The organism is Tepidiforma thermophila (assembly GCF_002563855.1).
Classification (GTDB): domain Bacteria; phylum Chloroflexota; class Dehalococcoidia; order Tepidiformales; family Tepidiformaceae; genus Tepidiforma; species Tepidiforma thermophila.
Genome location: NZ_PDJQ01000001.1, coordinates 1799976 through 1822531, shown reverse-complemented (window position 1 = coordinate 1822531; position 22556 = coordinate 1799976). Strand labels below are relative to the sequence as shown.

Annotated in this window: 22 protein-coding genes; 9 read left to right on the top strand and 13 right to left on the bottom strand. The window is 66.6% G+C overall.

What is annotated here, in order from left to right; translation table 11 throughout:
- Positions 1–28: 28 nt before the first annotated feature.
- Entirely contained in the window at positions 29–682 is a 654-nt protein-coding gene (locus A9A59_RS08845) for a hypothetical protein (protein ID WP_098503925.1), read from the bottom strand.
- 95 nt (positions 683–777) lie between these two features.
- On the opposite strand from A9A59_RS08845, the gene A9A59_RS08840 reads away from it, so the two are divergent.
- Both A9A59_RS08840 and A9A59_RS08835 read left to right on the top strand, forming a co-directional pair.
- Positions 778–1086, top strand: a complete 309-nt coding sequence (locus A9A59_RS08840; protein WP_098503924.1) for a hypothetical protein — start codon at positions 778–780, stop codon at positions 1084–1086.
- The gene (locus A9A59_RS08835) at positions 1083–1685 is read left to right on the top strand and encodes a P-loop NTPase family protein (RefSeq protein ID WP_098503923.1); all 603 of its coding nucleotides are present in this window, start codon (positions 1083–1085) and stop codon (positions 1683–1685) included. The genes A9A59_RS08840 and A9A59_RS08835 overlap by 4 nt, the downstream gene beginning before the upstream one ends.
- Here the strand turns inward: A9A59_RS08835 and A9A59_RS08830 are convergent.
- The 5 genes from A9A59_RS08830 to A9A59_RS08810 all read right to left on the bottom strand — a co-directional run bounded on the left by A9A59_RS08830 (position 1672) and on the right by A9A59_RS08810 (position 6392).
- Positions 1672–2481: an enoyl-CoA hydratase/isomerase family protein gene (locus A9A59_RS08830; protein WP_098503922.1), complete on the bottom strand. Its 810-nt coding sequence runs from the start codon at positions 2479–2481 to the stop codon at positions 1672–1674. The genes A9A59_RS08835 and A9A59_RS08830 overlap by 14 nt on opposite strands.
- Before the next feature lie 78 nt (positions 2482–2559).
- Positions 2560–3396: a M15 family metallopeptidase gene (locus tag A9A59_RS08825; RefSeq protein ID WP_165772611.1), complete on the bottom strand. Its 837-nt coding sequence runs from the start codon at positions 3394–3396 to the stop codon at positions 2560–2562.
- Positions 3397–3485: 89 nt separating this feature from the next.
- Positions 3486–4262, bottom strand: a complete 777-nt coding sequence (locus A9A59_RS08820; protein WP_098503920.1) for an alpha/beta fold hydrolase — start codon at positions 4260–4262, stop codon at positions 3486–3488.
- Between the two features lie 3 nt (positions 4263–4265).
- Positions 4266–5672 (bottom strand): alpha/beta fold hydrolase, encoded by a 1407-nt coding sequence (locus A9A59_RS08815; protein WP_133117575.1) that lies wholly within the window; start codon positions 5670–5672, stop codon positions 4266–4268.
- Between the two features lie 81 nt (positions 5673–5753).
- Entirely contained in the window at positions 5754–6392 is a 639-nt protein-coding gene (locus A9A59_RS08810) for a transglycosylase SLT domain-containing protein (RefSeq protein WP_106427072.1), read from the bottom strand.
- A 91-nt stretch (positions 6393–6483) separates the two neighbouring features.
- Between A9A59_RS08810 and A9A59_RS08805 the strand changes: the two genes are divergently transcribed.
- Complete coding sequence (locus A9A59_RS08805; RefSeq protein ID WP_098503917.1) at positions 6484–6993, top strand: DinB family protein; 510 nt, start codon at positions 6484–6486, stop codon at positions 6991–6993.
- Here A9A59_RS08805 and A9A59_RS08800 read toward each other — a convergent pair.
- The 6 genes from A9A59_RS08800 to A9A59_RS08775 all read right to left on the bottom strand — a co-directional run bounded on the left by A9A59_RS08800 (position 6990) and on the right by A9A59_RS08775 (position 12649).
- Positions 6990–7577 (bottom strand): CehA/McbA family metallohydrolase, encoded by a 588-nt coding sequence (locus tag A9A59_RS08800; protein WP_098503916.1) that lies wholly within the window; start codon positions 7575–7577, stop codon positions 6990–6992. The two genes, A9A59_RS08805 and A9A59_RS08800, sit on opposite strands and share 4 nt — an antisense overlap.
- Before the next feature lie 2 nt (positions 7578–7579).
- The gene (locus tag A9A59_RS08795; RefSeq protein WP_098503915.1) at positions 7580–8479 is read right to left on the bottom strand and encodes a LysR family transcriptional regulator; all 900 of its coding nucleotides are present in this window, start codon (positions 8477–8479) and stop codon (positions 7580–7582) included.
- A gap of 105 nt (positions 8480–8584) precedes the next feature.
- Entirely contained in the window at positions 8585–9118 is a 534-nt protein-coding gene (locus A9A59_RS08790; RefSeq protein WP_098503914.1) for a CBS domain-containing protein, read from the bottom strand.
- A 92-nt stretch (positions 9119–9210) separates the two neighbouring features.
- Positions 9211–10251, bottom strand: a complete 1041-nt coding sequence (locus A9A59_RS08785) for a 2-oxoacid:ferredoxin oxidoreductase subunit beta (RefSeq protein WP_098504849.1) — start codon at positions 10249–10251, stop codon at positions 9211–9213.
- 1 nt (position 10252) lies between these two features.
- Positions 10253–12163, bottom strand: a complete 1911-nt coding sequence (locus A9A59_RS08780) for a 2-oxoacid:acceptor oxidoreductase subunit alpha (protein ID WP_098503913.1) — start codon at positions 12161–12163, stop codon at positions 10253–10255.
- A 12-nt stretch (positions 12164–12175) separates the two neighbouring features.
- Positions 12176–12649: a CBS domain-containing protein gene (locus A9A59_RS08775; protein ID WP_098503912.1), complete on the bottom strand. Its 474-nt coding sequence runs from the start codon at positions 12647–12649 to the stop codon at positions 12176–12178.
- A 264-nt stretch (positions 12650–12913) separates the two neighbouring features.
- Here A9A59_RS08775 and A9A59_RS08770 point away from each other — a divergent pair, with 264 nt between their 5' ends.
- The 5 genes from A9A59_RS08770 to A9A59_RS08750 all read left to right on the top strand — a co-directional run bounded on the left by A9A59_RS08770 (position 12914) and on the right by A9A59_RS08750 (position 18573).
- Positions 12914–14260 (top strand): HD-GYP domain-containing protein, encoded by a 1347-nt coding sequence (locus tag A9A59_RS08770; RefSeq protein WP_098503911.1) that lies wholly within the window; start codon positions 12914–12916, stop codon positions 14258–14260.
- Between the two features lie 132 nt (positions 14261–14392).
- Complete coding sequence (locus tag A9A59_RS08765; protein ID WP_098503910.1) at positions 14393–15043, top strand: cytidylate kinase-like family protein; 651 nt, start codon at positions 14393–14395, stop codon at positions 15041–15043.
- A 122-nt stretch (positions 15044–15165) separates the two neighbouring features.
- Positions 15166–15561, top strand: a complete 396-nt coding sequence (locus A9A59_RS08760; RefSeq protein ID WP_098503909.1) for a hypothetical protein — start codon at positions 15166–15168, stop codon at positions 15559–15561.
- A 40-nt stretch (positions 15562–15601) separates the two neighbouring features.
- On the top strand, positions 15602–16888 hold the full coding sequence (locus A9A59_RS08755) for an alpha/beta fold hydrolase (protein WP_098503908.1): 1287 nt from the start codon (positions 15602–15604) through the stop codon (positions 16886–16888).
- A 155-nt stretch (positions 16889–17043) separates the two neighbouring features.
- Positions 17044–18573, top strand: coding sequence for a YifB family Mg chelatase-like AAA ATPase (locus A9A59_RS08750; RefSeq protein WP_098503907.1), 1530 nt, complete (start codon positions 17044–17046; stop codon positions 18571–18573).
- A 353-nt stretch (positions 18574–18926) separates the two neighbouring features.
- Here the strand turns inward: A9A59_RS08750 and A9A59_RS08745 are convergent, their stop codons facing one another.
- Positions 18927–21191: a RelA/SpoT family protein gene (locus tag A9A59_RS08745; protein WP_098503906.1), complete on the bottom strand. Its 2265-nt coding sequence runs from the start codon at positions 21189–21191 to the stop codon at positions 18927–18929.
- Positions 21192–21267: 76 nt separating this feature from the next.
- Here A9A59_RS08745 and hisS point away from each other — a divergent pair, with 76 nt between their 5' ends.
- Positions 21268–22542 (top strand): histidine--tRNA ligase, encoded by a 1275-nt coding sequence (gene hisS / locus A9A59_RS08740; RefSeq protein WP_165772610.1) that lies wholly within the window; start codon positions 21268–21270, stop codon positions 22540–22542.
- Positions 22543–22556: the final 14 nt, after the last annotated feature.

Below are 22556 nucleotides of genomic sequence, written 5' to 3'. Positions count from 1 at the left end.
CCCTTGGGCCTGTAGGTGAACGGCTCTCCTACATCAGCCGCCGCATCAGGTGAGTTTCGGTGGTCAGGAACACCATCGAGGCTCGAGTGGCCGCACGGAGGCGGGCAAACTCGGCATCGGTCACAGCCATCTCATCAAATTTTTCCAGCTCGGCGAGCGAGTCGAACTCCGCCACGATGGCAACGCCGCTCGTGTGGCCGGTCATCGCGCTCCAGACACTCGTGGTCGCATCAATCCCGCGCTGCTTCTGGTAGTCGAGCGCCTGGGAGACCGACAACACGAAGTCCCGGTGCTGGCCCGGCTTGACTTCGCCGGTGAGCACCCGCATGAACTTCCGAGGGGCTGTCGCCTCTTCCGAGGTCATCAGGCCTTCAGAGTGGTAGGCCAGCCGGTGGATCGAGACCTTCACGTCGTCGTAGACCATGTGCTGGCGCACGCCACGCCGGACCTGTGCGAACCGGGCATCTTCAGTGGCCATGTCAGTCCAGCGCTCAAGGTCCTCAAGCGTGTTGAAATCGGCAGCGATGAGAACGCCGTTATTGCGTCCTGTCATTGACCCCCAGACTGCCGTCCGCGCCCGGATGCCGCGCTCGACCTGGAAGTCGGTCGCGACGCGCATGGCGTCGAGGAATTCCCGCGTCTTTCCCTGGGCGACGATGCCCGAGAGGATGCGTCGATACATGCTTCACCCCGGTTCGCGCCGCTTCTGCGGCCGGCCCGGGGGAAGTCTACCAGAGGGCCCGGGTTGGGGCCGCCGGGCGGCTATAATCTCCGCCGATGGCACTGTACGTTGCGTTCTTCCGTTTCAAGCCGGGCACGAACGTCCTGCAGGGGCTCGAAGCGTTCGAGCGGCGCAAAACGTTCCGGCATCCGCGGCAGGCCAGGGTGCTTGCCGAGCTGTGGGTGAACGCTCCTGAAGGGCTACCGCAGGTCGTCCTTGCCTGGGAAGCCGACGATGAAGGACCGGGGGACTACTACGAAGCCGCCTGGGGCGACCTCTTCGACATCACCATCGCCCCGGCGACCCTGCCCGTGAGCGAACTGCCGGCTGACCTGCCGGAATCGCTGCGGCAGCAACTCAAGTGACGGACGGGACACCTGCGGCCGGGCGCCTCGGCAGCCGGATCGTCGTCGTTGGTCCGAGCTGCTCCGGGAAATCGACGCTCGGGGCTATACTGGCCGACCGGCTCGGTCTGCCCTTCATCGAACTGGACGCGCTCTACTGGCGGGAGAACTGGACGCGGCCGACCGACGAAGAGTTCTGTGCCCTTCTTCGCGGTGCACATAGCGGCGACGGCTGGGTGAGCGCAGGCAACTACCTCCGACAGACCGTTCACATCACCTGGCCGTTGGCCGACACGATTCTCTGGCTGGATGTTGGGGTGGCGACGACCTCCTGGCGGGTGCTGCGCCGCTCCTGGCGCCGATGGCGCTCGAACGAGCTGCTCTGGGGCGTCTGCCGGGAGAACTTCTGGCGGCAACTCGCCTTCTGGGACCCCAACCTGTCGCTCATCCGGTACAACATATCGCGCCGCGCCCAGTGTCGGGAGCTATTTGAACAGGCAGCACGAGAAGCCGAAGCCGCAAGAAAACGCTTCCTGCGGCTTCGTTCCCGCGGCGATATCGCGCGGCTGCTTGCCTCAGTGGGCGGACAGGGCCGGACCGAGGCGCCTACCGGCCCTTGAAGACCGGCTCCCGGCGCTCGGCAAAGGCAGCCAGGCCCTCCTTGAAGTCCTCGCTCTGGAAGAGCGGCAGCAGCTGGAGATAGATGTGGTCGACAGCCGCTTCGAACGTCTCCTCCATCCCGAGCCGCATCATGCGCTTGGTGGCCTGGACGCTCAGCGGCGCGTTGTTCGCGATCTTGGTCGCCCATGCCCGGGCTTCGGTCATGAGCTGGTCATGGGGTACGACCTTGTTGACCAGCCCAAGCTCGAGCGAACGCTGGGCATCGAGGACATCGCCGAGGAAGGCGACCTCCGCGGCGCGGGCCCACCCAAGCAGGCGCGGCAGGTACCAGCACCCGCCGCTCTCGGGCAGCACGCCGCGCTTCGCGAAGACGGCTCCCATCTTGGCGTGCTCGCTGGCGATGCGGATGTCGCAGCCGAGGGCGAGGTCCATACCGTAGCCCGCGGCGGCGCCGTTGAGGGCGCAGATCATCGGCTTGTCCATGCGGTTGATGACGATAGGCGGCGAATTATGGAGGTCGAACAGCTGATATCCGCCGCGGCCAGGCTGGAGCGAGCCGTCGCCGCCCGACATCTGGTCCTTCAGGTCGAGGCCTGCGCAAAAGCCGCGTCCGGCGCCGGTCAGGATGACACAGCGGACGTCGCGGTCGATGTTGGCTTCCTGGAGTGTCTTTGAAAGCGCACTGAGCATCGGACCGCTGATCGCGTTGAGGCGGTCGGGGCGGTTGAGCGTGATGGTCAGGATGTAGTCCGAGTGTTCGACAAGCAGCTCGGGGGTTGGCGACGGCGAAACCACGGTGGGACTCCTGCAGGGGCGTTGATCAGGTTGCCCCGGGAGTGTGGCATCGGCGGCGCGGCCCGGCAAGCGCCGGGGTCAGCGCTGGAGCAAATACTCCCGAAGCGTCAGGCCTGAACGGTGGACCTCCGCCGCCACATCGCGACCGACATAGCGGATGTGCCAGGGCTCATAGGCATACCCGGTGATGTGCTCCTTGCCTGCCGGGTAGCTGATGATGAAGCCGAATTTCCAGGCGTTCTCCTGGAGCCAGGCTGCCTCGGGCGTTCCGGCAAAGTTCTCCAGGAAGAGCCCGCGCGCCCCAACATCAGCCGTCGTCCCGAGCTGGTGTTCGGAGTGGCCGGGCCGCGCGCTCGTGCGGTCGGCGTACTCCTGTCCGTACAGCTGCACCCACGAGTTGTAGGTTTGGGCCTGGGTGGCGTAGCTGCGATAGCTGCTGTTCACCGCGAGGCTGTAGCCGTCCCGCCGCGCGGCGTCGAACAGTTCGAGCAGGGCATCGAGCGCCTCACGCCGAAGATACTGGGCGCCGCCGAAGGAAATCTCCGCCGGCAGCCGCTCGAGGTCGGGCGGCTCACAGTCGGCGGGGAGACGGTGCTGCTTGTCGAGCGGGGCGAGGATGTCCCCGCAAGCAACGACGATCGCTCCGTCGGCATTCGGCGTGGGCGAAGGTGTCTGCCTGGCAGGCGGCTCGGTCGGCGTGGGCGAACTCCAGGCAGCCGCCGGTGTCGTCGCCGGTTCTGTCGCCGGCCCGGCCGGCTCGGCCGGCGGCGGACTGCCGTTTCCCCGGCTCGCACCATCAGCCGCAACCGTCACAAGGATGACGATGCTGAGCATGACCGCGACCACTGACGCGATGAAGACGGGCTGCCAGTTGAACGCCTCGCGCCGCTCCCCGACCGCCCGTGCGCGACGCACCCGGGTCCGTTTCCGTGCGCCGGTGTCTGCCATCCTGCCTACCTTATCGCTGCCCGCCGCAGCGGCCCAGCGCCGGGCATCCGTCCGGGCTACCGGATTCTCGGGTCGGACGCGACATCATTGAGGAATGCACGGAGCAGCGCGCTGGTTACCGCGGGCTGTTCGAGCTGGAAGAAGTGCCCGGCGCCGGCAATGGGCTCCTGCCGGACGAACTTTGTGACCGAACGGAGCCACGCCGGATCGCCGAGCGGCCGTTCGGCCCAGATGGCCATGAGCGGCTTCTGGTCCGCTTTCCGGACCAGTTCAGGCAGCGACGCCAGGACGTCCGGCGCATCTTCGAGCATGCCGGCGGCCACCTCCGCCGGGCACTGGTACATCACGTCATCCACGTAGGCCCGGGCCTCGGGGGTCGATTCAGCCGTAAAGAACGTCTCAATGAGCGGTCGCAAGCCTTCTTTTGTTCCGAGTTCGCGAATGCGCTGGACCAGGGGATTGGCGCCGGAGCCGTCCGCGCGCGGGGCAGAAATCGGGGAGTCGCCGGTCACGATGCCGATGACGCGGTCCGGCCGGAGGTCGTTGACGACCAGCGCCGTGATTCCGCCGAGGCTGTGGCCGATGAGGACGGCCGGGCCAACTTCGAGGTCATCGAGCAACTCAGCGATGTCGGCGGCAGCCTGCCGGATGCCGAAGGGGGGAACGGCCGGCGTCGCTCCCCGGCCGCGCAGGTCGACAGCGATGCAGCGGTGGTCACGTGAGAGGTCGGCAATCTGCGGGTCCCACGCGCGGCGGTCGCAGCAGAGGCCATGGATGAACAGCAGCGGCGGGCCGCCCCTGCCGGTATCGGCGTACGCCAGGATGCCCGCCATGGCCTAGCGGAACCACCCGCGGCGGCTGCGGCTGGAGCGGCCAGGCAGGAGCCAGAGAAGTCGCTGCGCGCGGCCGGTCTTCCGCCGCCGGCGGGCGACGGACTCAACCCGGTGCGCAGCCTCCCGGACAAGTTCGGGTGCGTGGCGCCCGGTTTCTCCCAGGGCGGCGAGCAGTTCTCCGGCCGCGGCACGGGCTCGCGAGAGGTCGGCGTCGTCGATGGTGCGGCGGGCGCTCCGGGCGCCGCGGGCGCTGATCTCCGCAAGCCGGGCGACCGTTTCCGCAGCCCGCTCCCGCGCAAGTTCGAGGTCCACAGGTGGGATTGGTGGCGCGGCCTCGCGAACCGTCCCGAATGCTCGCTTCGTGGCCGGCCTGCGCCGTTCCCGGCGGGCTTCAGTGCCTTTCCGGATGAGGAACCCGAGCCCGGCCAAGGCGATCACGGCACCGGCGCCGGCAAGCACCAGCGTCATCGTGCCGGGACCGCGGCGCCGGGCCGTCGTCTGCTCCTCGACCAGCTGCTGGAGGGCCGGCGGCTCCGTGGCCGCCTTCGGCGGGAACTCACCGCGCTGGACCTCGCCAAGAAAGCTGGCGACCGCTTCGGTAAAGGCGTCGGGGTTATCGCCCGGGACGCTGTGGCCGGCACCGGGAATGGTGACGAGCCGGGCGGCCGGCATCTCCTGGACGCACCGCTCCGCAACCTCGGCGGACAGTACGTCGCTTTCGGCCCCGCGAACCAGCAGCGTCGGGATGGTGATGTTCCGGAACAGCTGCCACATCTCGTCGTTGCTGAGCCGCCAGCCGACCGTGATCCCGCTGTCCGGCTGGCGGAATCGCCGGTCGAACTTCCACGTCCACTTGCCGCCCTCGGTCGGCTTCAGCCGGTGGCGCATCCGCTCCCGGATGTTCTCGAGGGTGCGCCGCGGATTGAAGCGGTGCGCCATCTGCACAAACTCTTCAAATTCCAGCTCATCCGGGCCCCGGGTAAAGCGGACGATGTTGTCAACACCTTCTTTTGAAGACTCGGGGCCCACATCGACGAGCACCAGTGCCGTGACGTGCCCGGGGTAGGTGTTCACATATGAAACGGCGTTGAGCCCTCCCATGGAGTGCCCGATGAGAATGAACCTGTCGAGGCCCAGCGCCTTCCGGAAGCCTTCGAGGTCTTCGACAAACGCCTCGCGTGAGTAATCTCCGCTTTCCGACCAGTCGCTGTCGCCGTGACCGCGCTGGTCGAGCGCCAGGAGCCAGTACCGGTCCTGCATGCGCTCGGCGAACTCGTCGAACATGTGCCCGGAGACGCCGAAACCGTGCAGCATAACGATCGGGGGCGCGGACGGATTCCCCCACTCCTGGTAGGCCAGCTTCAGGCCGTTCACCGTTACCGAGCGTTCAACGTACCCGGCCGTAACCACAGCTCACCTCCCGTGTGGGCGCGCAGGGGGATACCCCTTCAGCCGATGATACCACCGGGGCGGGCGGCTGACCGTTCGAAATCAGGCAAGTGGCGGCAGGCCCTGTTGAGCAAGCAGCCGGTTCAAGGTGCGAACCAGCGCGTCGCCCTGGTGGGCAAACCCGCCGCCCGGGTTGAAGGTATCGTCGTACGCGGCGCGGACCAGGTATTCGCCCGAATACCCGGCCTGCTCGAGCTTCCGCCACGAGGCAGCCAGTCCGCGGGCCGCGCGGTCAGCGTTCGCCTCGGGGTCGAAGCGGAGGTCGCCCATCTCATGGCCGTACCCTTGGTCGTGGAGCTGGAAGAGGCCGACGGAGTGACCGCCGTCGCCGATCGCATCTGGCCGGCCGCCACTCTCGATGAGCATCACCGCTTTCAGGAAGAGCGGGGGAACCCCGTATTTCTGCCCCAGCCGGTTCAGCAGGCCGTCCCAGCGGTCGGGGTCGCCCGCGGGCTCGCGCGAGACGACCGGGGTGTGCGGCTCGGGAGCTGGCCGGCCCGCGGCCGGGGATTTGCCAGCGGCGCGCGCAGGTTGCAGACCGGGAGCGCCTGCCGGCGCGGAGGCATGGCGGAGCGCAGCGGCGAATCCTCCCTCGCGGAGGGAGCGCGCGTGCAGTCCCGCCTCAGCGAGTGACACATGGAGAGGTGACGGAGCACCGGCCGCCAGCGGGTCGATCGCCATACCACGATGGTAGTACCCTCGACATGCCCGGCGGCCGCGGGGGCTTCCCCGATTCGCCCCGCTGAAATTCCCTGAATCCGAAGGTGCTCCCGTGGAACGACGCATCCCCGACCCGACCCTGATGGCCCGGCTCCAGCTCAGCGTCAAGGGCGTCGACTGGGCGGCCGGGCTGGTGCGCCGGTGGCAGCATGACACCCCGCCTGGCGGGGGGTGGACACCCCACCAGCACGTGGCGCACCTCCTGGCCGCCGAGCAGAACGTCTTCCACGTGCGGGTCCCGCGCATCCTTGCCGAGGACCGGCCGGTGTTCGAAAGCTGGGACCAGACAGCCCACATGGAGCGGGAGTACCGCCCCGAGGGCGACATCGAGGAGCTCGCCGAAGCGTTCATGCGGGCCCGCGAGCAGACCGTCGGCTACTTCAAGGACCTCACCCCCGATCAGTGGACCCGGACTGCGGTCTGGCCGGGCGGCGTCGGCGAGGTAGACCTCGCATGGGTTGCCGAGCGGGCGCTCGCACACGCGCTCGAGCACTTCGTCGCCCTGCTCAACCTCCACCAGGAATTTGACCGCCACCACGCCCGGACGTGGCTCAGCGGCTAACCAAGCAGCAGGGCTTCGTACGCACCGGAGCGAAGCGCCTCCAGCAGGTCGGCGTCGGAGGTGAGCCGGCCAGCGAAGCGCGTCGCAGCCCGCCCGACCTCGTCTGCGGTGTGCGCATCTGAGCCGCCGATGCCGGGCAGCCTGAATCCCTTCGCGAGGCCGGCGGCGGCGATGTTCTGGAGGCGTGAATCTGAACCGTTCACCGATTCGACGGAGACGAAGTACTCCACCGTCTCCCGGGTGACACGGAGCAACCCGTCTCGAGCAGGGTGAGCAAGATAGAGCAGCGCTCCACACTGCTCCGCGACGGCGGCAACCTCCCGCGCCGAGGCAGAGAAGGCCGTAGACGGGAGACCAAATGCCAGGATGTGGCCGAGGTCAGTAGTCAGCTCAACCGCATGGAAGACTGCAATCGGCGCCGCAGCCCGGAGGGCCTCCAGCTCGTCGTGGGCCCAGGACCGGTCGTGTTCCGTCAGGCAGATGCCATCGAGTCCCCGCTCCGCTGCCAGGTAGGCCAGCTCGATCGGTTCGAGGGCGCTGCAGGCAGAGCGCGGCCGGGTGTGGCAGTGAAGGTCGACCAGCATCGTCAGCGCGGCAGGCGCACGCCGTAGATTTCGCCCAGCAGGTCGAGGAACCCGGCCATCGGCCCGGACTGGGGCTTGTTTCGGCGATACATGACAGCGATATCGCGCTGCACCGGCTCCGCGGATTCGATGTGCACCTTATGGAGCGTCCCGAGACGAATTTCGCGCTCGACGGAGACCTCAGGGAGCAGGGCGATGCCAAGGTTGGCTTCAACCATCTTCTTCGTCGCTTCGATGGAGTCGAGCTGCATCTGCTGATGCGGGACCACGCCGAGGTCCCGGAAGAGGCCCATGATCATTCCGTAGTAGCCGGAGTCGCGGTCGAACAGGATGAGGGAGTCCTCCGCGAGGTCTTCCACCCGCACGGAGCCTTTTTTCGCGTACCGGTGCTGAGCCGAGACGACGAGGACCAGCTCATCCCGGTAGAGCACGACAGTGCGGACATCAGGGTGGTTGATCGGCCGGCCGAGGCCCACCTGCACGTCGTCGTCGAGAACCATCTGGAGGACCTCGTCGCTGTGGCCGGTGCGCACGAGGACATCGACGCCGGGATGCGTGTCGCAGAAGACCTTGAGGAGCCGCGGGAGGACGTAGGTACCGACGGCAGGCGCCGTGCCGATGAGCAGGCGCCCTGCCGTGCCGTCGCGGGTGCCCTCGAGCATCATGAGTCCGTCGTTGAGGGTCCGCATTACCCGCTGAGCATAGGGGAGGAAGGCTCGGCCGGCGTCAGTGAGCTTTACGCCGCGGCCCATGCGCTCAAACAGCGGCTGTCCAACCTCCCGCTCGAGCGCCTGGATGCGGTTGCTGAGCGACGGCTGCGCGACATTCAGCAGCTCAGCGGCCCGGCTGAAGCTGCCGCAATCTGCCGCTGTAATGAACGCTTCGAGCTGGGCGAGTTCCATATGACTCGTCCCCCATCGATAGGGTGAGGCTATGGTTCGAGCATACGCCCCTGCTCAGCCATAAGCCAGCGCCATAATTCCATCGACCGACCGGAACGTTACGCGTCAGTCGAAGTAGCGGCCCATCACCCAGTTCAGGACGTCCCGGCCCGTGAGCATGCCGATGACCGTGTCGCCGCGCACGATGGGAATGTGGCGAAAGCCGCCGACGCCCATTTTGTTCAGTGCGTAGGCCATCATGTCGTCCTCTCGCAGGACGACCGGGTCGGGCGTCATGACGTCGGAGACTGGGCGGTCGAGCACGGAGGGGTCGGGGGCCACCTTCCTGAGCACGTCACGGTCGGTGAAGATGCCGGCGATCGACAGGCCGTTCATGACAACGACGGCGCCGGCCCGTTCGCGCTGCATAAGCTGCACGGCCTCGCGGACGGTGGCGGTCGCCTGGACAAGCAATGCCTTGCTCCAGCGGACAGCCCCGATTGGGAGCGACAGGTCGGACTCCTTGAGCACCTGCGCGCCTTCCGGCACGTCGATGCTGCTGAGGTCACTGAGGCAGCGCTCGCAGGTATCGGCGCCTTCGATGTTCTCAGCGCCGCAGCTCGGGCAGACGATGACATTCGCCGGTTCTCCGGGCATCATTCACGCCTCCTTCGCCTGACCCTATAACACGCGTCGGGGCCGAGCTCGGCCCCGACGATAGCAGATTACCCCGGCTGGCGTTACAGAACGACCTACTCCACGACCCAGGTTTCCCCGGCCCGGAGTACGGCCTCCAGCGAGCCCTTGCCCTTCGCCATCGCCTCCTCGACCTGCTGCTGGACGAGCTGGTCGAAGGTGGGTGCATCGACGTCGCGGAAGACACCGATTGGCACCGGGAAGTCGGGGTAGTCCATGCCGACGAGGATGTTGGCCAGCGTGATGTTCTCGGTGTGAGCGTCGTGAACAAGCAGGCCCTCATCGGTCGTTGCATTCTCGACGATTTCGGGCGTGAACCCGTTCAGCCGAATGCCGTGTTGGTTCTCCTTCCCGAAGCGGAGGGGTTTGCCGTGCTCGAGGTAAATCATCCGATCGGCCCGTACTTCTTTTTCGGCAAAGGCCGCGAAGGCCCCGTCGTTGAAGATGTTGCAGTTCTGGTAGACCTCGACGAACGAGACGCCGCGGTGCTTCGCTGCGCGGTAGAGCATTTCCTCGAGATGCCGGGTATCCCGATCGACGGACCGGGCCACGAAGGTAGCGCCGGCCGCGAGTGCAATGCGAATAGGGTTGAGCGGGCGCTCGGTGGTGCCGTACGGCGACGACTTCGTGATCTTCCCGAATTCGGACGTCGGGGAGTATTGCCCTTTTGTCAGCCCATAAATGCGGTTGTTGAAGAGGATGATGTTGAGGTCCACGTTCCGCCGCATCGCGTGGAGCAGGTGGTTGCCGCCGATGCTCAAGCCATCGCCGTCGCCGGTGATGACGAAAACGGTCAGCTCGGGCCGCGCCGTCTTCAGGCCCGTCGCGATGGTCGGGGCGCGGCCGTGGATGCTGTGGAAACCGTACGTATTGACGTAGTACGGGAACCGGCTGGAGCAGCCAATCCCGCTGATGAAGACGATCTGCTCCCGCGGGATACCAAGCTCGGGGAGCATTTTTTGCATCTGGGCGAGGATTGAGTAGTCGCCGCAGCCGGGACACCAGCGCACTTCCTGGTCGGTGACGAAATCCTTGCGGGTCAGGACCGGGAGGTCGGGCGAAATCAGGCCGTCGTTGGGAGCGGTTGGTGCGGTCATGTCAGCCTCCACTTACCCCGGCACTGCGGGTGAACTCGAGAACATATTCGTCGCGCAGGCCGAGCACTTCGTCGATTTTGCCTTCGATTTCGGCGATTTTGAACGGCTGACCTGAGATTTTGTTGAAGGGGATGGCGTCAACCAGGTAGCGCCCCCGGATGAGGAGCGCGAGCTGCCCGGTGTTCAGCTCGGGGATGAGCACCTTTCGGTAGCGCTTGAGCACATCGCCGAGGTTGCCCGGGAAGGGATTGAGATACCGAAGGTGTGCCGAGGCGACGCTGAGGCCGCGCTTGCGGGCGTTGTCGCACGCGCTGGTGATTGAGCCGTACGTGCCGCCCCACCCGAGCACGAGCAGGTCGCCCTCCTCGGGGCCGGTCACCTCCAGCGGCGGGATATCCTGCACGATGCGCTCGACCTTGCCCTTGCGGGCGAGCGTCATTTCATGGTGGTTGCGGGGGTCGTAGCTGATGTCGCCCGTTTCCCCGGATTTTTCAAGGCCGCCAATACGGTGCTCGAGTCCACGCTGGCCGGGGACGGCCCACGGCCGGGCGAGGGTCTTCGGATCGCGCAGGTACGGATTGAACTTCCCGTCCTGCGGTTCGGCATAGTGCCATTCGATTTTCGGCAGCTCAGAGATATCGGGGATGCGCCACGGCTCCGAGCCGTTGCCGAGGTACCCGTCGCTCAGGAACACGACCGGCACCATGTACTTCAGCGCGATCCGGAAGGCCTCAATCGCCATGTAGAAGCAGTCCGAGGGCGTGCAGGGCGCGACGATTGCCACGTAGCTGTCACCGTTGCGGCCGAACATCGCCTGGAGCAGGTCGGCCTGCTCGGTCTTGGTCGGCATACCCGTGGACGGACCGGCCCGCTGAACATCAATGACGACAATCGGGAGCTCGGTCATGACAGCGAGATTGAGCGCTTCGCTCTTGAGGGCGAGGCCGGGGCCGCTCGTACCCGTCAGCCCGAGGTGCCCGCCGTAGGCCGCGCCGATGGCCGCGCCGATGGCGGCAATCTCGTCCTCGGCCTGGAACGTCTTGATGCCAAAGTTCTTCAGCTTGGAGAGCTCGTGGAGGATGTCGCTGGCCGGGGTGATCGGATAGCTCGCATAGAAGAGCGGCAGACCGCTCAGGACTGAAGCCGCGACAAACCCGAGGGCTGTAGCTTCGTTCCCGCTGATGTGCCGGTAAACGCCGGGCGGGACCTTGGCGGGAGGTACGCGGTACTGGACGCGGAACAGTTCGGTTGTCTCGCCGAAGTTATATCCGGCCCGGAGCGCGCGCAGGTTTGCTTCGAGGATATCGGGACGCCGCTTGAACTGTTCGGTCGCCCACTTGATGGTGGTATCCAGTGTGCGGCCGTACAGCCAGAGGACGAGCCCAAGCGCGTAGAAGTTGCGGCAACGGAACTTGTCCTTGGCGCTCAGCGGCAGTCCCTCGAGCGCCAGTTCGTTCTGCCGTGTGATCGAGATCGGGACGACCTGGTAGCCGTTGAGCGAGCCGTCCTCAAGCGGGTTCGTTTCGTAGGCCGCCTTCTTGAGGTTCGTCGGCTCGAACTCGTCCTTGTCCACAATGAGAAGGCCGCCAGGCTTCAGGTCGCCGAGGTTCGTTTTGAGGGCGGCCGGGTTCATCGCGACGAGAACGTCGGGGCGGTCACCCGGGGTGTAAATTTCGGTGCTTGCGAACGAGATCTGGAAGCCGGAGACGCCGGGGAGGGAGCCGGCGGGAGCACGGATCTCCGCCGGAAAGTCGGGAAGGGTTGCGAGGTCGTTTCCGAAGACGGCCGCGGTCCGGGTGAACTGGGTGCCGGTCAGCTGCATGCCGTCGCCGGAGTCGCCGGCGAAGCGGATGGTGACACGTTCGAGCTCTTCAATCTGGTGTTCGGGCTTGAGCTGCGCTTCAGTAGTCATGGGTCTCTGCTTCTATCCACCCTCTGGTTGCTCCATCACCTGGTGAGGGCGAGGAGGCAGGTTCAGGACGTCTTCGGGGTATGCCTCGGCGAGGTCTCGCAGGAGGTCGCCCAGCCGCAGCACCCCCACAACCCAGTTGCCTTCCACCACAGGCAGATTCCGGTAGTGGTGCTGCTGCATCAGGGCGATTGCTTCGGCCACCGTCCCTGTGGAGGCAATCACCCGGGGCTGCTTCGTGAGCACCGAAGCACTGAGCGGCTGGTCCCAGTCGAACCCATCCACCATGCATTTCGTAAGGACGTCGCGTTCCGTGAAGATCCCCTGGAGTTGACCCTGCTCCACAGCGAGGACGCAGGACGTCCCCAGTCGGTTCATGGTCTCGACGGCCTTCCGGACGGGAATGAATGGCGAAACGGTGGCTGGCTCGCTGAGGGTCAGCTCGGAGAGGCGTTGGTTGACGAACCGGCTGAGCCGGGTGCGATCCATCTGCGCTGTCGTTCGCCTGGATAGGTTTGTGCGGACCGGCGGACGCGAAGGCACACCGTGCGCGTTACTTCAAGTCTACGCGCTTTCGCAAACGCGTGCAGAGCAAGCCCCCGCGCGATTCCAGGGCGGCGAACGTCGGCACCCCCGATAGCCCGTACGACTCTTCCCTATTTCTCCGGGACGTCACCGGGCCGTCCCTGCAGCGCCCCGTTCCCGGGGCCGATATTCCGAATACGCCCTGCTACCTGCGGGACACGGGGAATCATGGCTTCCAAAGCGCAGATCCAGACGGTCAAGGCGGACTTTCTCGATCCGTCGCTCTACGAAGACACCGGCCTCTCCGGGGTCCCCCGGCTCAGCCGGGGGACCATTCTTGGAGCCCTCAGCCGCGCGTTCGACCTGGCCGAGGGGAGGAAGCCGGGGCACGCCCAGCGGGTCGCCTACATCGGCGTCTACCTCGCCAGCGACCTCGGGCTCGAACCGGCGCGCATCGAGGAGGTGTATTTCGGCTGCCTGCTCCACGACGTCGGGATGTCGGTGCTCGACCCGGTCAGCATTCAGGCTGCGCCGGTGGCGACGCGCTGGGCGCGGAATGGCCGGAGCAGCGCCGAGGTGCTCGTGCGGCCGTCGAGCGGCGGCTGGTCCGAGATTATTGAGACAATCGCCAGGCACTGCGAAACGGGAGCAGCCGTGGCGCGCCGCATGGGCTTCTCGGAGCCCGTCGCCGCGGCCGTGCTCGGTCACCACGATTGCTGGGACGGCTCCGGCAGGCCAGGGGCGCTCCGGGGCGATGCCGCACCGCTGGTCAGCCGAATCGTCGCCCTGGCCGACCGCTTCGAGACGCTGCTTGACGGCGATGCGCCGCCGCTCGCGCTCCGCAGGAGCGGCCCGGCGCTCGTGCGCGACATGGCCGGGCGGGAACTCGACCCGGAGCTGGCCCACCGCATGGCCGAGCTGGCCACCCGGGACGACTTCTGGATGGGACTGTACGACAACGATCTCGGCGCCGGGTTGATGGCGCTGAACTACGGCGGTGTGCTCGGGCGCGATGAGCTGTTCGAATTCCTGGGCGTCCTGAGCGACGTTGTGGATGTGCGAAATGGGCGGGAAGAGGGGTCGGGGCGGCGGATCGCGGACATGGCCCGGCGGGTCGCGCTTCACTGCGACATGACCGAGCGCCGCGCCGACCTCGTGAAGGTGGCCACCCTGCTCCACGACATTGGGACGCTCGGGGTGCCGGCACGGTACCTGCGGAAGCCAGATATCCTCAGCATCGATGAGATGTCAGCTGTCCAGATGCACCCCATCTATGCCCGGGACATTCTCGGGGAAATCCCCGGGCTCGGCGCCGCAGCCTGGTGGGTCGGCTGCCACCATGAACGCGTCGACGGTAAGGGCTACCCGGGCATGCTGGAGGGAAGCGAGGTGCCGGTCGAAGCCCAGATTATCGGCATGTGCGAAACCTTCGATGCCCTGACCAACGACCGCCCATACCGCCGCGCCCTCCCGCGTTCCGAGGCGTTTGAAATCATGCGCGGACTCGCCGGCAACCGTTTCGACTCCTACCTCCTCGCCCGCTTCGAAAGCGTGGCGGGGCCGTTCGACGCCTGAGACGGGCGCCAACCCGTCCGCAGGGGCACCTCCCGCAGCAAGGGGGCCGGCCAAGGCGGCCCCCTTTGCACGTTCGGGGCAACGGCGCCGCGCTACAATGGCCCGCCACGACCACCTCGCGGGGGTTCGTCGATGTCGACACGCGTCGTTTCTATCTCGCGGCAGGTTGGGACTGCGGGCGAAGAGGTCGCGCAGGCAGTTGCCAGCCGCCTGGGCTTCCGATATGTCGACTACCAGGTCATCCAGGAAGCGGCGGCTGAGGCTGGCGTCTCACCGGAGACCGTCTCTGAGGCGGAACACAGCCCCTCCCTCCTCACGCGCATCCTCGAGGCGCTCGCCCGCAACCCGGCGATGCCTGCCGCCGGCTGGGCTGACCCGGTTCCGCTGGCCACGAGCCCGCTCTACACCTCCGCAGACTACCGCCGCTTCCTGGAGGACGTGATTCGCGACCTCGCCGAGCGCGGCAGCTGCGTGATCGTCGGCCACGCTGCGCAGGTCATCCTTCGCGAACGGCCAGATACCGTCAGGGTCCTGGTGACGGGCTCGCCCAAATTCCGCGCACGGCGCATCATGGCGGGCATGGGCGTCGACGAAAAGGAGGCGCTCAAAATCATCGAAAGGACCGATACTGAGCGGCTCGACTACTTCCGCCGCTTCTACGACACGGGATGGTTGACTCCGAGCACCTACGACCTCTGCATCAGCACCGACCGCATCTCGCCGGGGCAGGCAGCCGACATCATCTTGCAGTTTGCCTCGCTGCCGCGATTGTCATTTTCCTGAGTCTCGGGCTCGCGGCAGGATGCGGCGGCAAGGAGGATGCGCCTTCGCCGCCGGTCACCTCCGCTGCTGAGCTCATCCCCGACCTTACCGATGCCGGCTTCCGGGCAGATACCAAAGGGAAGTTGCCCTCGCTGACACCGGAACAGGACGCGTACCTCGCCGTCTTCGCCGGCAGCAAGCCGGGCGTTTCGAGCGTGCGGGTCGAGGTGAACCTCCTGCCAAGTGCCGAGACGGCGTCGACGCAATTCGCGGCCATCGCCGATGCGCTCCGGAATCCCCCTCCCGACCTCTTCGGGCCGGGCACCACGCAGGCCGACGGGACCCCGGTCTACATCGCGGATGGCGTACGAAGTTATGTAACCGCCAGGCCGGACGGACAGGGGAACCTCGTGTATACGGATGCGTATCGCATGGGGAGGGTGATTGCGATCGTGTATACCCTCGGGAACGATGCCGAGGCCGTGGCGGCGGTGCGCAAGATGGTAGCCGAACGGATCGCCGCTCGCGCTCCCCGCTGAGGGTAGCTGCCTCGCGGGCCGCTCCGGTAGGATGCGGCGCATGACCCAGCCCCTCGAAGCGCGTGGACGCCGCCTTCCATTCGCCTTCACCGCGCTGGACCCGCGCATTCGCCGCGACGTCGTCTACCTCGAAGCCAGCGATACCGCGCAGACGTTCGGCATCCTCTACCGCCCGCCCGACCGCGACCCGCGCACGGTCGTCTACCTGATGCATCCGCGCGGGGAGTTCACCCGTCACTACGTTGTACCGGGGCTGACTGCGCGGGGCTATGCGGTGTTCGGCCAGAACAGCCGCTACCTGAACAACGACACTGACATGGTCCACGAGCGCATCCTGCTCGATATCGCTGCGGGGATGCGCTGGCTTCGCGGGCAGGGCTTTGAGCGGGTCGTCCTGCTCGGGAACTCCGGGGGCGGGTCGCTCCTCGCCTTTTACCAGTCGCAGGCATCGCGCCCGTCCGCAGCGCGCCTGTCGTCGACACCCTCGGGAGAACCAATTGACCTGGCGTCCGAGCAGATGCCGCCCGGCGACCTGTACATCGCCGTCGCCGCGCACCTCGGCGAGGGCCGGTTCATGCTCAACGTGCTTGACCCCAGCGTCACCAACGAGTCCGACCCTGCGAGCTACGACCCTCGCTGGGACATGTACAACCCCGACAACGGGTACCGGCCCTTTCCCGAACCGAGCAGCTACGACCCCACATGGCTGGCGGAATACCGCAAGCAGCAGCGCGAGCGCAGCCTGCGCCTCGACGCCATCGCGCGCGAGTACCTCGCCGAGCATGCTTACTTCCGCGGCGAACTGCGTTCCGACCGCTACGCGGCACTTCCCGCGGCCACGCGCAGCCTGATTGTGCGGCGTGCCCGACTCGGCCGCTACATGGTCATCTACCGGACGCTGGCGAACCCCGCGTACCTCGACCCATCCATCGACCCGAGCCGGCGACCCCTCGGGAGCATCTTTTCCCCCGGCGACCCCATTATCGGCAACTACGGGTACGGCGGACTTGCGCGCGTGATGACGCCGCGGGGATGGCTCAGCACCTGGAGCGGCACCAGCTCGCAGGCCGACCTGCCCGAGACTATCGCCCACGTGAAGATCCCGACCCTCATTGTGTTCGCAGACGGCGATTGCGACATTTTCCCTTCCGAACAGCGGGAGATCTTCGAAAAGTCGGGCGCCACGGACAAAGCCCTCGTCACGCTCGAGTGGGCCGACCACTATCTCAACCCGGTCGGCGAAGAGGGCCGCGGGCAGGCTGACCCGCGCGAGCGCCTCATTGACCTCATCGTGCCGTGGATCGAGGAGCGCATCGGAGAACCATGAAGCAGCGGCCAGGGGCCGTAGCGGCCGCCGCTGGTAGCCTGGGCAGAAACAAGCCGTCCCCCGCAAGTGGGTGCCCACGAACCGGCCGCCCTCGCGACCCCGGGGAGAGCCCGGGGGGTTGACCACACGGCGAATCAGGGGCCTACAATCCGCCGATGCTCGCCCGCGTCCTGAGCTGTGCGGTCGTCGGGCTCGAAGGCGAGCTCGTCCAGGTCGAGATTGACATTACGCGCGCCCAGCTCCCGGCAGTGACCGTCGTCGGGCTGCCGGACACCGCGGTCCAGGAGTCGCGCGAACGGGTCCGGGCCGCTATCCGGAACAGCGGGCTCGCCTGGCCGGCCAACAATCGCATCACCGTCAATCTCGCACCGGCGGACCTTCGCAAGGAGGGGCCCGCCTATGACCTCCCCATTGCCATCGGCATCCTGCTCGCCTCCGGCCAGGTTGAAGGCACCGTAACCGACGCCGTCTTCATCGGCGAGCTGGCGCTCACCGGCGACGTACGCCCCGTCCGCGGCGTGCTCCCCATGGCGATGACGGCGGCCGCGCATGGGGTCCGCCGGGCATTCGTCCCCGCCGCCAATGGCGCTGAGGCGGCGTTGGTCAGCGGCCTCACTGTGTATCCCGTGGATTCGCTCGCGAGCGTCGTCGCTCACCTGAACGGAACCGTACCGTTGCCGGTGTGCACGGCCCCGCCCCCGGCTGCCATCGATGACCCGGCCTGGGTCGCAACCGACTTTGCCGACATCGTTGGGCAGGAGCATGTCAAGCGGGCGCTCGAGGTTGCGGCAGCTGGTGGCCACAACGTCGTCATGAAGGGTCCTCCGGGCAGCGGGAAGACGCTGCTTGCCCGGGCCGTCCCCGGGATCCTCCCGCCGCTGACTACCGGCGAAGCGATGGAGGTGACGCGCATCTACAGCGTCGCGGGACTGCTGAGTCCAGGCACTGGGCTCGTGACCGCCAGGCCGTTCCGTGCGCCACACCACACTATCTCGAACGCCGGGCTGATCGGCGGGGGGTCGATCCCCCGCCCGGGCGAAATCACCCTCGCCCACCGCGGCGTGCTCTTCCTCGACGAGCTGCTCGAGTTCGACCCGCACGTGCTCGAAATGCTGCGCCAGCCGCTCGAAGACAAAACGGTCACCATCGCCCGGGCAAAGCAGGCGGTGACCTTCCCTGCGAGCTTCATGCTGTGCGCTGCCCTGAATCCGTGCCCGTGCGGCTACCTTGGCGACCCCGAGCGTGCCTGCACCTGCCCGCCAACCGTGGTGAGCCGCTACCAGCGCCGGCTGAGCGGCCCGCTGATGGACCGGATCGACCTCTTCGTCGATGTCCCGCGGGTGCCGTTCGAGAAACTGAGCGCCGCCACGCGTGGAGAGCCTTCAGCTGCGGTGCGCGAACGGGTGACCGCGGCGCGGCAGGTCCAGGCGCGGCGTTTTGCCGGAACGCGGACCGCCACCAACGGCGAAATGACGGCGGCCCAGGTGCGGGATTTCGCCCAGTCGGAGATGGAGCCAGCCGCTGCCGACCTGGTGAAGCGTGCCGTCGAGCGGCTGAACCTGTCGGCCCGGGCATTCCACCGGGTCCTGAAGGTGGCGCGGACGATTGCCGACCTCGCCGGTTCCCCGACAATCACGGCGGCGCACATGGCCGAGAGCATCCAGTATCGGGCGCGGATGGACTGACCAGGCCGGGCGCAACACCCGGAACCAAGGGATTTGGAGGCGAGGGCGACAGGCCGTGACGACTTTCGAACATATGTGTTGACAGTAGTACATGTGTTCGTCTACGCTGCCGACCAGCTTTCGAACGGATGTGCGCATCATGGTCAATCCCGCCCTCACCATCCTTGTCGACCTCATCCTGGTCGGCAGCGCGCTCGCCATCGCGGCCTCGATGATGGCCGAGGCATGGGGCGAACGCCGTCCTCATGTTGGGGTGGGAGGCACCAGTCGCCCCACCGTAGCCTGCAAGAAAAGGGCTTCAGCCAGGACGTCCAGGACCCGATACGCCGTCGGTCGAGGTCGCGCAGCCTGAATCAGGGCGCCGTCCGACGCAGCGGGACGGTCTGCTCGTCGGGCAGCGGTTTTCGCCGCCGCTCCTGCACCCGCTCAACGGACCGCACGCCGCGGATAATTTCAATCCGCGACAGCAGTCGCGAAAGCTGTTCGATGCCAGTGGTTTCGAGTGTGGTCGTGATGGTGACCGAGCCGTCGCCGTTCTCGATGGTTCGAACACCGACCATGTTGACCTTCTCGTCGGTCACGACCGTCGTGATGTCCCGGAGGAGGCCGACCCGGTCCCACGCCTCTATCCGCACCGACACCGGGTAGGTCCGGGTAACTGTGCCCCACTCGACCTCGACGATCCGTTCGCGTTCGGCTTCGTTGAGGACATTGAGACAGTCGGCCCGGTGGACACTGACGCCTCGGGAGCGGGTGACATACCCGATGATCTGGTCGCCCGGGACCGGATTGCAGCAGCGGGCCATGGTGGTGAGCAGGTTGCCCACCCCAAGGACGCGCATTCCGGGGCCTCCGAGCTTGGCCGGTTCCTGCTTCTGCGGGAGCTCAGGCGGGGTCTCTGCCTCCGCCTCCTCCCGCTCGATGACGGCCGCGACCTTGCGGGCGATGCTGTTGGTGCTGATGCCCCCGTAGCCGATCGCTGCGAGGAAGTCTTCCCAGCTGGTGTAGTTGAAAAGAGATAAGAGCTGTTCCTGCCGCTCCGAAACGTCCCAACCAAGCCGTTTGAGCTCTTTCTCGAGCATCTCCCGGCCGCGCTCGATGTTCTCGGCCCGCTCCTGTTTCCGGAACCACTGCCGGATCTTCTCCCGCGAGTGGGCCGTGCGGATGTAGCCGAGATTTTGATTGAGCCAGTCGCGAGAGGGCCCCTTGCTGGTCCGGCTCCGCAGAATTTCGACGACGTCGCCGGTTTTCAGCGGTGAGTTGAGCGGCACCATTCGGCCATTCACCTTCGCGCCTACCGTCTGGTGCCCGAGGTCGGTGTGGATGCGATAGGCAAAGTCCAGAGGGGTTGCCCCGGCCGGGAGGTCCAGCACATCGCCCTTCGGCGTGTACACGAACACCTGGTCGTGAAAGATGTCGGTTTTGACCGATTCCACAAATTCGTCGGCGCCGGCCAGGTCGCGCTGCCATTCGATGAGTTGCCGCAGCCAGGCGATACGCTCCTCGTCGCGGCCTGCCTGCCTCCCGCCCTCCTTATACCGCCAGTGGGCGGCGACGCCGTATTCGGCAACCCGGTGCATCTCCCAGGTCCGAATCTGGATCTCGAGCGGCCGGCCGCCTGGCCCCACTACGGTGGTGTGGAGCGACTGGTACATCGAGTCCTTCGGGTTCCCGATGTAGTCGTCGAACTGTCCGGGAATGGGCCGCCAGAGGGCGTGGATCACGCCCAGGGCGTGGTAACACTCGGAGACGGTATCGACGAAGACCCGCATGGCCAGGAGGTCGTAGATCTGGTCGAAGCTCTTCGACTGGGCCGAGTAGCGGCGCATCTTCTGGTAGATGCTGTAGATATGCTTCGCCCGCCCGGTGACCTCCGCCTTGATGCCGGCCGCTTCGAGGTGCTCCTTCAGGATGGCTGAGGCTTCCGCGATGACCCGCTCGCGGGTGACGCGCTTCGAAGCGAGCAGCTCCGCAATCTCCCGGTACTTCTCGGGCTCCAGGTAGCGGAAGGCAAGATCTTCGAGCTCCCACTTAATCTGCCAGACGCCGAGCCGGCTCGCGAGCGGCGCGAAAATCTCCTGCGTTTCGAGGGCGATGCGCCGCTGCTTTTCGGGCGGAAACGCCCAGAGCGTCCGCATGTTGTGCAGGCGGTCGCACAGCTTGATGAGGACGACGCTTAGGTCCTCAGCCATGGCGAGGAACATCTTGCGCAGGTTTTGGGCCTGCGTTGTCCCCCGCATGGGATCGAGCTCGGCAACGTTCATCGGGAGCTTGTCGAGCTTGGTCAGGGCGTCGACGAGCTTCGCGACGCGCGGCCCGAACCGTTCCGCAATTTCCTCGTTCCGAACGCCGCAGTCCTCCTGGACATCGTGCAGGAGGGCAGCTGCGATAGCGAGGTGATCGAGTTCGAGGTTGGCGACGAGTTCGGCGACTGCGACCGGGTGCGTTATGTAGGGGTCGCCGGTCTTCCGGAACTGCCCTTCATGATGGCGGGCTGCAAATTCGAAGGCGTCGCGGATGATGTCGAGGCGCTCAGCCGGGAGGTACTTGCCCGCGCGCTCCAGCAGGGCGTCAATCGTGACGCTGGCTACGGCGGGCTCTCCTTGGCTGACGGACATTGGCAGCAGCCTCTTTGCCGGGGGAAACCTTCTTCTTATCCTAGCATGCATTCAGCGCCCCACGTCAGGACATCCCATGACCCGATTCCAGGCTCCCCGCGGCACGCAGGACGTCCTGCCCGCGATGCAGCCCTACTGGCAGGCCGTCCTTGATGCGGTCCGCGAAGTCACCCGGCTCCACGGCTTCCAGCGCATCGATACCCCCGTATTCGAAGATGCGCGCGTTTTCGAGAAGGGGAGCGGCGACTCGACCGACATCGTCGAAAAGGAGATGTACGTCTTCGAAGACCGGGGCGGCGACCGCCTTGCCCTGACACCGGAGGGAACCCCGGCAATCGTCCGCGCCTACCTCGAGCACGGAATGGCAAGCTGGCCGCAGCCCGTGCGCCTTTACACCACCCACCCGATGTTCCGGTACGACCGGCCGCAGAAGGGCCGCTACCGCCAGCACACGCAGTTTGATAGCGAGGTGCTGGGCTCCAGCGACCCGCTCGTCGATGCTGAGGTCATCACGATGCTCTGGCGGCTGTACGGCATGCTCGGAATCCGGAACATTACCGTGCGCCTCGGTTCGCTCGATGACCTCGAACCCCGGCGCGCCTACATTCGTGACCTGAAGGAGTATTACCGGCCCCACCTCGCGAGCCTTTCCGAGGACAGCCAGCGGCGATTCGAGCGCAACCCGCTCCGCCTGCTCGACAGCAAGGATGAACGCGACCTCCCGTTCAAGGAGGGCGCTCCCAAGCTTATCGACCGGCTCAGCCCCGCGGCCCGCGAGCACCACGAGGCCGTGATGGCCGCGCTGAGGGCGGCAAACGTGAAGTTCCTGGTCGACCCGCTGCTGGTCCGCGGGCTGGACTACTACAACCGCACCGTCTTTGAAGTGGTGCCCGACGACGACGAGCGGGCACAGGGGACCATCGGCGGCGGGGGCCGCTACGATGGGCTGGTCGAGCTGCTCGGCGGCCCGCCGACGCCGGGCATCGGCTTTGGGACAGGCATTGAGCGCATCATCCTCGAGATGCAGAAGAACGGCATTACCTTCGAGCCATCCCCCGCAGCCGAGGCGTTCATCGTGCACCGGGGCGAGGGCACCGCGACCGCGGCAATCCAGCTGGCGACGGCACTGCGCGACCTCGGGGTGGCAACGGTGGTCGGCGAGGGCGACCGGTCGTTTAAGGCGCAGTTGCGGTCGGCGAACGCGGCCGGCGCCCGGATTGCCCTCATCCTCGGCGAAGATGAGCTGGCGAATGGGGTCGTGCTGCTGAAGCCGCTCGCGGGTGAGGGCGAGCAGGAGCCGCAGCCGCTCGCAGCCGCGCCCGCAGAGGTTGCCCGCCGCCTGCGCGGGTAGCCCCTGGTTCCGTT